Genomic DNA, 10,942 nt, shown 5'->3' on the forward strand with positions numbered 1-10,942 from the left:
GAACGAAAGGCTGGCACCGGTGAGCGCGAGGAGTGAGCTTGCGAGCCCCGCAGTCGCGAACGAAAGGCTGGCACCGGTGAGCGCGAGGAGTGAGCTTGCGAGCCCCGCAGTCGCGAACGAAAGGCTGGCACCGGTGAGCGCGAGGAGTGAGCGAGCGCAGCGAGTGAGCCCCGCAGTCGCGAACGAAAGGTCGGCACCGTGAAGATCCTGCACACCTCCGACTGGCACGTCGGCAAGGTCCTCAAGGGGCAGTCGCGGGCCGAGGAGCACAAGCGGGTCCTGGCCGGCGTGATCGACGTCGCCCGCGCCGAGTCACCCGACCTGGTCATCGTCGCCGGTGACCTCTACGACACCGCCGCCCCGACGCCCGAGGCCACCCGGCTGGTCACCCGGGCCCTGACCGCGCTGCGCCGCACCGGCGCCGACGTGGTGGCCATCGGCGGCAACCACGACAACGGCCAGGCCCTCGACGCACTGCGGCCGTGGGCCGAGGCCGCCGGGATCACCCTGCGCGGCGGGGTCCGGGACAACCCCGACGAGCACGTCATCGACGGCACCACCGCCGGCGGGGAGCGCTGGCGGCTGGCCGCGCTGCCGTTCCTCTCCCAGCGCTACGCCATCCGCGCCGTGGAGATGTACGAGCTGACCGCCGCCGAGACCACCCAGACGTACGCCGACCACCTGGGCCGGGTGCTGGGCCGGCTGACCGAGAGCTTCACCGAGCCGGACCGGGTGCACCTGGTCACCGCCCACCTGACCGTGGTGGGCGCGACCACGGGCGGCGGGGAGCGCGACGCGCACACCGTGCTGGGCTACGCGGTGCCGGCGACCGTGTTCCCGGGGACTGCGCACTACGTGGCGCTGGGCCACCTGCACCGCTCGCAGCGGGTGCAGGGCCCCTGCCCGATCCGCTACAGCGGCAGCCCGCTGGCGGTCGACTTCGGCGAGCAGGAGAACGTGCCGTCGGTGACCGTCGTCGAGGTCACCGCGACCACGGCGGCGCAGGTCCGCGAGGTGCCCGTGACCGCCGCCACCACGCTGCGGACGGTCCGGGGCACCCTGGCCCAGCTCGCCGAGATGCAGGTGCCGGACGCCTGGCTGCGCGTGTACGTCCGGGAGCAGCCGCGCGCCGGGCTGCGCGAGGAGGTGCAGGAGCTGCTCCCGCAGGCCCTGGAGATCCGGATCGACCCGGAGTTGCTGCCCGCCCCGGGCAGCGGCACCCGGGTGGCGCAGCGGGCGGGCCGTTCGCCCCGGCAGCTCTTCGCCGACTACCTCGACAGCCGGGGGCACACCGACGACGGGGTGCGGGAGCTCTTCGACGAGCTCTTCGAGGAGGTCGAGCACTGATGCGGCCGATGCGGCTGGACATGGCGGGCTTCACCGTCTTCCGCGACGAGACCACTATCGACTTCACCGACGCCGACTTCTTCGCGCTGGTGGGGCCGACGGGCTCCGGCAAGTCGACGGTGCTGGACGCCATCTGCTTCGCCCTCTACGGCACGGTGCCCCGCTGGGGTGGGACCCGAGGGCTGGGCAACGCCCTGGCGCCGTCGGCCACGGAGGCGCGGGTGCGGCTGGTCTTCGAGTCCGCCGGTTCCCGCTACGTGGCGACCCGGGTGGTCCGCCGGGACGGCCGGGGCAACGTCAAGACGGCCAACGCCGGGTTGCAGCTGATGCCGGCCGGTTTCGACGTGACCAAGCTCGACACCGGGCTGAGCCCCGACGACCTCGGCGAGGTGGTGGCCGGCACCCCCGCCGAGATGGAGCAGGCGGTGCTGGAGGCGGTCGGGCTGCCGTACGAGCAGTTCACCAGCTGCGTGGTGCTGCCGCAGGGGCAGTTCGCGGACTTCCTGCACGCCAAGCCGGCCACCCGGCAGCAGATCCTGGTCAACCTGCTCGGCCTCGGGGTCTACGAGGACGTGCAGAAGCGGGCGACCACGCGGGCCGCGCAGGCCGAGGCGAAGCTGGAGGCGGTCGACCAGGCCCTCGCCGGGCTCACCGGCGTCGACGACGCCGCGCTGGAGGCGGCGACCGGGCAGGTCGACCGGATGCGGGAGCTGGCCGGGTCGGTGGCGGGCGCCGTACCGGAGCTGGAGGCCGCCCGGGCGACGGCGCGGGAGGCGGGCGCGGCCCTGGCGGCCCTCGACGCCGACCTGGCGGTGCTGGCCGCCGTGCGCGCGCCGGACGGGGTGGCGGAGGTGACCCGGGCGGTCGCGGCGGCGCGGGCCGGCGCGGACGAGGCGGCGACGGCCGTGTCGCTGGCCGAGGAGCGGGAGGAGAAGCTGCGCGGCGAGCTGGCCGCCGCCGGTGACGAGAGCGCGCTGCGGCTGCTGCTGCGGGCGTACACCGATCGGGAGAAGCTGGCCGGCGAGGCGGAGGCGGTCCGCGCGGCGGTGACCGGGGCGCAGGCCGAGCACGGCGCGGCGGTGGCGGCGCTGGCCGAGGCGCGGGCGGCGGCCGAGCGGACCGAGGCGGAGCTGGAGGCGGCCTTCCGCGCCCACGAGGAGGCGAAGGCGACCGACCAGGCGGTGGCGCTGCGCGCGCACCTGCGCGCCGGGGCCGCCTGCCCGGTCTGCGAGCAGACCGTCGCGTCGGTGCCGGCGGTGCCGGCCGACTCGGCGGTGGCCGCCGCGACGGCGGCGGGACGGGCGGCGCGGGCCGCCAGCAAGGCCGCCCAGTCCGTGGTGCAGGAACGCGACGGCGCGGCCCGGGAGCTGGAGCGGGTGCTGCTGCGCGCGCGGGCCCGGCAGGACCAGGTGCAGGCCCGGCTGGCCGAGCTGGACGACCAGCTGGCCGAGGCGGCCGAGCCGGCGGTGCTGCGCGGCGAGCTGGACGACCACGCGCGGATGCGCCGGGCGCTGGAGGAGTCGGCGGCGGCGGTGCGGGGCGGCCGGGACGCCGCCCGGCGGGCCCGGGCGGCCGTGGACGCCGCCGAGGAGCGGCTGCGGGCGACCTGGCGGGCTTTCGACGCGACCCGCGACGGGTTGGCCCGGTTCGGGCCGCCGACGGCGGACCGGGAGGACCTGGGCGCCGCGTGGGCCGCCCTGACCGGATGGGCCGGCGACGAGTCGGGGCGCCGCCGCGCGGAGCGGGCCGGGCGGGCCGCCGCGGTGGCGCAGGCCGAGGCGGTGGCCGCCGGCGTCGGCGAGCGCATCGCGGGTTTCCTCGCCGCCGCCGGGTTGCCGCCCACCGACGATCCGCTACGCGCCACCGACCGCGCCCTGGAGCGGGCCGAGGCCGACCTGCGCGAGCTGGAGCGGCGCCGGGAGCAGGCGGGTGACCTGCGCGAGCAGCGGGCCGGCTACGAGCGCGAGGCGCAGGTGGCGCGGGCCCTCGCGGGGCACCTGCGGGCCAACAACTTCGAGCGGTGGCTGCTCGCCGAGGCGTTGGACCTGCTTGTCGACGGCGCCTCGGGCATCCTGCGGGAGCTTTCCGGCGGGCAGTACGACCTGGTGCACGACAAGGGCGAGTTCTTCGTGGTCGACCACCACGACGCGGGGCTGCGCCGGGGCGTACGCACCCTGTCCGGCGGCGAGACCTTCCAGGCGTCGCTGGCGCTGGCACTGGCGCTGTCGGAGCAGCTCGCCGGATTGTCCACGACGGCGGCGAGCCTGGAGTCGATCGTGCTGGACGAGGGCTTCGGCACGCTCGACGCGGCCACCCTCGACACGGTGGCCGCCACACTGGAGAGCCTGGCCGCCCGGGGCGACCGGATGGTCGGGGTGGTCACCCACGTGCCGGCCCTGGCCGAACGCATCCCGGTCCGCTTCGAGGTCCGCAAGGACGCCCGGTCGGCGCGCGTCGAGCGGACCGGCCGGTGAGCGGGGCCCCGGCACGCGCGACGGGAGGTCCGCTGCGGTGACCGATCCCCGGTTCTTCGTCGACGCGTGGGATCCGGCGTACGGCGCCTCGTTCGAGGCGGCGGGCGGCGGCGGTCCCGCGGCGCCGAGCAGCGCCCAGGTCGACGCGGACGCCGAGCTGCCGGCGGTCGACTGGCGGGCGATCGGGCCGCGTCCCGGCGTACGGGCCCCCGACGTGGTGCTGCTCGTCGACGGGGTGCGCCGGATCGACGCGAGCGTGTGGACGGCGGAGGACGACGGGGCGTCCTTCCCCGGCCTGGCCGCCTCGTACGCCGCCGGGGTGGTCCGGTGCGACCTGGAGCGCGGCGCGGCGCAGCTGGCCGGCGCGCGGGTCGGCCGGGGGCTGTTCACGGCCAGCCCCTCGGCGGTGGACGTGGTGGCCGGCAGCGTCCGCTACCCGGTGCACCGGGTCAGCGGCACGGGCGAGCTGAACAAGCTCCCGGCCGCCGTGCAGGGGCCGCTGACCGCGCTCGAGGTGGAGGTCTCGGGGGCGGCGCGCACCGACGGCGACCTGCTGGTGGTCGACGGCCCGCTGCGCAACCGGCGACAGCTGCCGCGCACGGTCGGCTACATCAAGACCCAGCACAGCCAGTACCTGGACGCCCGGCTGACCGCCGTGGTCACTCAGCTGGCGGCCGGTGAGCGCTCCCCGGTGTTCAAGCTCGGCACGGCCTGGGGCGGCTGGTCGTGGTATCTGCGGCTGCCGGTGGCCCTCGGCGCGCCGTGGGCGGGCATCGTCCGGATGGAGTGCTCCGCCGAGCTGAGCGTCGACGAGGCGGTGGGGCTTGCGGACCTGTCGCTGGTCACGCTGCCCCGTTTCGCCTCCACCCCCTACAAGGACCCGCGGGCGCCGCAGAACCTGATCCCGATCGCCGGCCTGGAGCGCCGGCTGCGGGCGCTGCTCGGCGACGCGCGGCTGCTGCACCGGGTGCTCACCGCCGCCGCCCGGGGACGGCGCTGATGGGACGCAAGCGGGCGGCCGACACCGTGGCCGCGCGGGTGGACACCGGCCAGGCCGAGCTGGTGCCCGATCCGGACCGGCCGGGATCGTGGACGCTGCTGCTGGACGGCGCCCCGCAGTCGCACGTGGACCTGGCCGACCCCACGCACCTGGAGTTCGAGTACGTCCGGCGGCTCGCCGCCGCGATCGACCTGCTGGCACCGGCCGGCGCGCCGCTGCGGGTGCTGCACCTCGGCGGCGGCGCGCTGACCCTGCCCCGCTACGTGTCGGCCACCCGGCCCGGCTCCACCCAGCGGGTGGTCGAGGTGGACGGCGCGCTGGTGGAGCTGGTCCGCCAGGCCCTGCCGTGGCAGCCGGATCCCCGGCTCAAGGTGCGGGTGGCCGACGCCCGTGCGGTGCTCGCCGCCAGCCGGGACGCCAGCTACGACGTCGTGGTGGCCGACGTCTTCGCCGGTGCCCGCACCCCGGCCCACCTGACCTCGGTGGAGTACGCCGCCGAGGTGGCCCGGGTGCTGCGGCCCGCCGGCTTCCACCTGGCGAACGTCGCCGACGGCCCGCCGCTGCGCCACGCCCGGGCGCAGGTCGCCACCCTCCGGTCGGTGCTGCCCCGGGCCTGCCTCGTCGGCGACGCGGCGGTGCTGCGCGGGCGGCGCTACGGCAACCTGGTGCTGGTGGCCGGCCGGGTCGAGCCGCCGGTGCCGGAGCTGACCCGGCGCGCCGCCGGGGACTGGTTCCCCGGTCGGGTGCTGGCCGGCGGGGAACTCGACCGCTTCGCGGGCGGGGCGCCGGTCGTCCGCGACGCCGACGCCACCGACTCCACCCCGCCGCCGCCCGGGATCTTCTCCGTGCGCCGCTGAGCGGAGTCCGGGGGTGCGGGAGCCGAATCTTTTCCGTGTGCCGTTGATCCGTTCGCGTGGGCGCTGCGTACCAACGGGCGGCCGTGCCCGTGGGAGGCGGCCGATGTCATCGGACACCCGGAGGTCTGCATGCACGCGGTGGCGGCCGGTTGGCACGGCGACAGGGCGCGACCGGACTGGATGTCCGCGCGGTCCCAGCCCCGGCCGGACGCGGCGGCACGCGGGGTCGACGCCCGCCAGGCGCCTCGCCAGAATGGGCCGGTGACGCCGAAATCCGCCCCGGGGCGCCACCAGGCGGCACCGTCCACCGAGGCGGGTCACTCGGATCGCCTGATCCGGCTGCTCTACGCCGAGCACGCCGGGCCGCTGCTGGCGTTCGTCATGCGGCTCACCGGCGGCGACCGGCAGCGGGCGGAGGACATCGTCCAGGAGACGCTGCTGCGGGCGTGGCGCAACGCGCACCGGCTGGGCGTGCAGGGGCAGGGCTCGCTGCGGCCGTGGCTGGTCACGGTGGCCCGGCGGATCGCCATCGACGAGCACCGCAGCGTGCAGGCCCGGCCCGCCGAGACGTACGACCGGGACCTCACGGCGTTCGCCGAGGCGGACAGCACCGACCGGGTGCTGCGCACGATGACGGTGGCGGACGCGCTGCGTACGCTGAGCCAGTCGCACCGGGAGATCCTGGTGGCCACGTACTTCCGGGGTCGGACGGTGCCGGAGGCGGCCGAGGAGCTGGCCCTTCCGCTCGGCACCGCCAAGTCGCGGGTCTACTACGCGCTGCGCGCGCTGCGCACGGCTCTGCAGGAACGGGGGGTGACGGAATGAGCCGGGCGGACCACATGGACGTCGCGGCGTACGCGCTCGGCGTGCTGGACGAGCGCGACACGGAACGGTTCGAGGAGCACCTCGCCACCTGCTGGGCGTGCGCCGCCGAGTTGGAGACGATGGTGCCGGTCGTGGGCCTGCTCTCCGACATCGACGGCGAGACGATGGCCGCGCTGGAGCAGACCCGCACCGACCCGGCCCTGCTGGACCGGACGCTGGTCGCGGTCCGCGCCCACCGGCGGCGCAACCGGTTCCGGCAGTTGCTCGCCACGGCGGCGGCGGTGCTGGTCCTCGGTGGGGCGACCGGGCTCGGCTTCGCCCGCATCGCCGGCGACAGTGCCCCCGAGGTGGTGGCCGAGCCGACCGCCACCGCGCAGGTCGCCCCGCCGACGGTCGGCCGCTCCAGCGATCCGAACGACCCGGACATCGGCGGGACGTTGCCGGAGGGCGATCCGGTAAACGTCGTCGACCCGACCACCGGCGTCGAGGCGACCTTCTTCGTCGTGTCGAAGGACTTCGGCACGGGCGTGGACTTCATCCTCGCCAAGCTGCCCGGGCCCCGGACGTGCCGGCTCGTCGTGGTGCGGAGGAACAACAGCACCGAGGTGGTCTCCACCTGGTCGGTGCCCGGCACCGGGTACGGCACCAACGCGCGCCCCGACAAGCTGAGCCTGTCGGCATCGACGTCGACGCGGCTCGACGACATCAAGCAGTTCCAAGTGCAGTCGGTGGACGCCGGCGGGGTGGCGAGCCCGCTGGTCACCGTGCAGATGTAGCACCCGTCGCGGAATCGGCGCCGGTCAGCCCTCACGACCGGCGTCGATTCCGCGTGCCGTTTCCACGAATGCTGTTGACGGAAACCACACTCGTCGCGGGAAACGGATTTCCGGCCCGTACGGTTCAACGATTTCCCGTGACATCGACCACGCTTTCGCATTCAACCTTGACAACGCTCTATCCGTATTGACCGGTGAACCGCAACAACGAGGAGGGCACGTGGCACAGATGAAGCGAACCGTCATCGTGGCGAGCGCGATGGTCGCGTTGACGGCCTGCGCTCCCGCCGGTTACGAGGGGGCGAACCCGGGCGCGGCCAACCCGGTCGCCGTGACCGCCGCCGAACCCACCGCGGCGGCCGAGCCCTCGGTCTCGCCGTCCCCGGCCGCCGACGCGCCGCCCGCCGACGCGGACCTGACCGAGGAGCTCAACGGCCGGAAGGTCGCCCGGATGGGCAGCGTGGTCACCGACCAGGACGGGTGGATCCTCTACCGCTTCGACAAGGACACCAACGACCCGCCCTCGTCGAACTGCGTCGACAAGTGCGCCCAGTTGTGGCCCCCGGCGCTGACCGACGGCGACCCGGAGCTCAACGGCGTCTCCGACGACAAGATCGGCACCGTCACCCGCCAGGACGGCACCCGGCAGATCACCCTCGGCGGCTGGCCGCTCTACCGCTACGTCGGGGACAAGAAGCCCGGCCAGTGGAAGGGGCAGGGCGTCGGGGGCACCTGGTTCGTGGTCGCGCCGGACGGGAAGAAGAACCTGAGTTGCCTGCCGCCGGGCACCCCGAAGCCGGTCGCCCCGCCGTCCGACGACAAGGCCGGGCAGGGCGACTCGGACTACTCGTACTGACGTCACGGTCCCGGTGGCTGGTCCCGGCGCGGCCGGTCGCCGCCCCGGGACCGGCGACGGCACCGGGGCGGCGTGCGCCCGGCGGTGTCGCCGGTCACGGGGCGGGGACGTGACAGCATGTGCGGGTGACCGGGACCGAACCCACCGCGCGTCGGGAGCTGCGCCCGCCCGCCGGGTACCGGCTGGCCGCGTCGGTCCGGGCGCTGACCTTCAGCCCGTACGACCCCTGTGCGCGCGTCGCGGCCGGCACGTTCTGGTGGGCCGCCCGCACCCCGGACGGTCCGGCCACCCTCGCCCTGCGGCCGGCCGGCGGCGCCCTGCTCGCCGAGGGCTACGGCCCGGGTGCCGACCGGGTGGTGCAGTGGGCCGACGCGATCGCCGGGCTCCGCGACGACGTGAGCGGGTTCGGGGCGCTCGCCGCCGCCCACCCCGTGGTGGCGCGGCTCGCGGCCCAGCACCGTGGGCTGCGCATGCCCGCCACCGGGCAGGTCTTCCGCCAACTGCTGCGGGCGGTCTTCGAGCAGAAGGTGACCGGCAAGGAGGCCTACCGGGCGTACGCGGCGACGGTGCGGCACTTCGCCGAGGCGGCGCCCGGGCCGATGCAGCCGCTGCTGCTGCCGCCGGAGCCTGCGGCGGTGGCGGCCACCCCGTACTGGGTGTTCCACCCGTTCGGCGTGGAGCAGCGCCGGGCCGAGACGCTGCGCCGCGTGGCGGCCGTCGCCGACCGGCTTGAGCGCTGCGCGGACTCCGCCGAGGCCACCCGCCGGCTCACCGCCGTCGCCGGCATCGGCCCGTGGACCGCCGCCGAGGTGGTGCGCATCGCGTACGGGGACCCGGACGCCGTCAGCGTCGGCGACTTCCACGTGCCGAACACGGTGGCCTGGGCCCTGGCGGGTGAGCCGCGCGGCGACGACGCCCGGATGCTGGCCCTGCTGGAGCCGTTCCGGGGGCATCGGGGGCGGGTCTGCGTGCTGCTGGCGGCCGGTGGCGTCCAGGCGCCGAAGTACGGTCCGCGGATGCCGATCCGCTCCTTCGCCCGGTTCTGACGAGTCCCGCCGTCCGACGGGCGTCGCGGCGGCGGATGCCACCCGCCGAGGGGTGACGACGATGCGGGTCAGGGTCAGGCGCAGAGGCGGCGCAGGGTGCGGCCGAGCCACCAGGCGTACGCCCGCTGGAAGGCCCGACCGGCCGGCCCCGCCGCGCGCATGACCCAGCGGTCCGGCTGGCTGAACGCGACCACCTCGAACCAGACGTGGCCGGCGGCGTCGCGGCTGACCACGAACGCCTCCTCGCCGCGCGCCGGGTGCCCGGGCAGCGTGCCGTACCCGAAGCCGGCCCGCCGCCCGTCGTCGACGGCCCAGACCACCTCGCAGGGCGCGGCCAGCCGCAGCGGGCCGACGCCCAGCCCGGAGACCACCCGGACCCCGGGCGCGGCGCGCTCGGCGGCGGCGTCGATCCGGATGCCGGCCGCCCGGTGCAGGCGCCAGCCGAGCACGGCGTCCCCGGCGGCCGGGAAGCAGGAGTCGGGCAGCCGGACCCGGTGCCGCACGTGCCGCCAGCCGGCCGGCAGCTCGCCGGTCTCGGTGGCGCCGACGTGCGGATAGGTCAGTGCCGGCACGGCGCACCCCCACGGCTCGACGGGACACCGCCAGCGTACGGGCGGCGCGGGCGACCCGCCCGACGGCCTGTGGTTGGCTGTCGGAGTGATCATCGAGCCGCGCATCGCCCCCGCCGACCTCACGGACGCCGGCGAGATCCTCACCGTGCAGCGCGCCGCGTACGTCACCGAGGCACAGCGCTACGCCGACCCGTTCCTGCCCCCGCTGACCGAGACCCTGGACGAGGTGCGGGCCGCGCTGGCGGGCCCGGCGACGGTGCTCACCGCCCGGCTCGGCGACCGGCTGGTCGGTTCCGTGCGGGCGGACGTCGACGGCGACACCGCGCACATCGGCCGGCTCTCCGTGGCCCCGGACCAGCACGGCCGGGGCGTCGGCGGGCGGCTGCTGCGCGCGGTGGAGACGGCCTGCGCCGCCCGGGTGCGCCGCTTCGCGCTCTTCACGGGCGCGGACACCGAGCAGAACCTGCGGTTCTACCACCGGCACGGCTACCAGGTGGTCGGGCACCGCCCGGACGCGAACGGCATCCGGCTCGCCCAACTGGAGAAGGCGGTCAGTCCCGCTCGCAGCGACGCCTGAGCCCGTCGGCCTCCATCCGCAGGTAGCGGCGCATCAGGTCGCCGTAGAGCCAGCCGACGGGCCCGGCGAGCGGCCCGGACTGCGTGATGGCCAGCTCGACGCGGCTGCGCCCGTCGGGCAGCGGCAGCACCCGGTGCTCGCCGAGCGTGCGCACCCCCGGGCTGCCCGAGACCCAGGAGAACGACAGGCCCTCGGTCAGCTCGGTGACCCGCCACACCGCCGGTCGCAGCTTCGGCTGCACGAGCCGGGCGGTGGCGCCCACCGCGAGCGGTCCCGCCTCCCCCCGTTGCGCCCGACGCACCGAGGGCGTCCACTCCGGCCACCGCTCGACGTCGACCAGCACCGCCCAGACCCGTCCCGCCTCGGCGGCCACCTCCGTACCGGCCTCGAACCGCATCGCGTCCCCTCCCCGTTGTCGACGCCCGGCGGCGCCGCTGCCAGTCTCGACGACGCCGCGTGCGGGATCGTGACGAGGCGCCCGGCGGCCGGTCCGTGTCCGCCGGCGCGCGGGGGTGCCGGGCCGGCGGGTCGGTGGTGGACCGGTTGCTGCGTACCCCGTTCCGGGTGGCCTTCTGCGGCTTCGCCCCCGGGTTCGCCTACCTCACCGGGCTG

General features: G+C 76.1%; 11 protein-coding genes and 1 pseudogene. 10 read left to right on the forward strand and 2 right to left on the reverse strand.

Going from position 1 to position 10,942, the window contains the following annotated elements; all coding sequences use genetic code 11:
- Positions 1-198 precede the first annotated feature (198 nt).
- The 8 genes from AB0B83_RS27315 to AB0B83_RS27350 all read left to right on the forward strand — a co-directional run bounded on the left by AB0B83_RS27315 (position 199) and on the right by AB0B83_RS27350 (position 9,181).
- Positions 199-1,347, forward strand: coding sequence for an exonuclease SbcCD subunit D (locus tag AB0B83_RS27315; protein WP_357580561.1), 1,149 nt, complete (start codon positions 199-201; stop codon positions 1,345-1,347).
- Positions 1,347-3,821, forward strand: coding sequence for an SMC family ATPase (locus tag AB0B83_RS27320; RefSeq protein ID WP_357580562.1), 2,475 nt, complete (start codon positions 1,347-1,349; stop codon positions 3,819-3,821). Before AB0B83_RS27315 ends, AB0B83_RS27320 begins: the two co-directional genes overlap by 1 nt.
- A 37-nt stretch (positions 3,822-3,858) precedes the next feature.
- Positions 3,859-4,821, forward strand: a complete 963-nt coding sequence (locus AB0B83_RS27325) for a hypothetical protein (RefSeq protein WP_132233139.1) — start codon at positions 3,859-3,861, stop codon at positions 4,819-4,821.
- Positions 4,821-5,678 carry a fused MFS/spermidine synthase gene (locus tag AB0B83_RS27330; protein WP_357580563.1) on the forward strand — a complete coding sequence of 286 codons (858 nt, stop codon included), beginning with the start codon at positions 4,821-4,823 and terminating at the stop codon, positions 5,676-5,678. The genes AB0B83_RS27325 and AB0B83_RS27330 overlap by 1 nt, the downstream gene beginning before the upstream one ends.
- Positions 5,679-5,807: 129 nt before the next feature.
- A complete protein-coding gene (locus tag AB0B83_RS27335) occupies positions 5,808-6,503 on the forward strand; it encodes a sigma-70 family RNA polymerase sigma factor (RefSeq protein ID WP_357580564.1) in 696 nt (231 codons plus the stop codon).
- Entirely contained in the window at positions 6,500-7,279 is a 780-nt protein-coding gene (locus AB0B83_RS27340; protein ID WP_357580565.1) for a zf-HC2 domain-containing protein, read from the forward strand. Before AB0B83_RS27335 ends, AB0B83_RS27340 begins: the two co-directional genes overlap by 4 nt.
- A 220-nt stretch (positions 7,280-7,499) precedes the next feature.
- On the forward strand, positions 7,500-8,135 hold the full coding sequence (locus AB0B83_RS27345; protein WP_357580566.1) for a hypothetical protein: 636 nt from the start codon (positions 7,500-7,502) through the stop codon (positions 8,133-8,135).
- A gap of 125 nt (positions 8,136-8,260) precedes the next feature.
- Entirely contained in the window at positions 8,261-9,181 is a 921-nt protein-coding gene (locus AB0B83_RS27350; protein WP_357580567.1) for a DNA-3-methyladenine glycosylase 2 family protein, read from the forward strand.
- Positions 9,182-9,255: 74 nt separating this feature from the next.
- Here AB0B83_RS27350 and AB0B83_RS27355 read toward each other — a convergent pair whose 3' ends face one another.
- A complete protein-coding gene (locus tag AB0B83_RS27355) occupies positions 9,256-9,753 on the reverse strand; it encodes a DUF1990 domain-containing protein (protein ID WP_357580568.1) in 498 nt (165 codons plus the stop codon).
- Between the two features lie 85 nt (positions 9,754-9,838).
- Here AB0B83_RS27355 and AB0B83_RS27360 point away from each other — a divergent pair, with 85 nt between their 5' ends.
- Entirely contained in the window at positions 9,839-10,330 is a 492-nt protein-coding gene (locus AB0B83_RS27360) for a GNAT family N-acetyltransferase (protein WP_357580569.1), read from the forward strand.
- On the opposite strand, the gene AB0B83_RS27365 is transcribed toward AB0B83_RS27360, so the two are convergent.
- Positions 10,305-10,727 (reverse strand): SRPBCC family protein, encoded by a 423-nt coding sequence (locus AB0B83_RS27365; protein WP_357580570.1) that lies wholly within the window; start codon positions 10,725-10,727, stop codon positions 10,305-10,307. The two genes, AB0B83_RS27360 and AB0B83_RS27365, sit on opposite strands and share 26 nt — an antisense overlap.
- Before the next feature lie 131 nt (positions 10,728-10,858).
- Between AB0B83_RS27365 and AB0B83_RS27370 the strand changes: the two are divergent.
- Positions 10,859-10,942 (forward strand): annotated as a pseudogene (locus AB0B83_RS27370) (carboxyltransferase domain-containing protein); the annotation flags it as partial.

The sequence above is a fragment of the Micromonospora sp. NPDC049060 genome, from assembly GCF_040649055.1.
Taxonomy (GTDB): domain Bacteria; phylum Actinomycetota; class Actinomycetes; order Mycobacteriales; family Micromonosporaceae; genus Micromonospora; species Micromonospora reichwaldensis.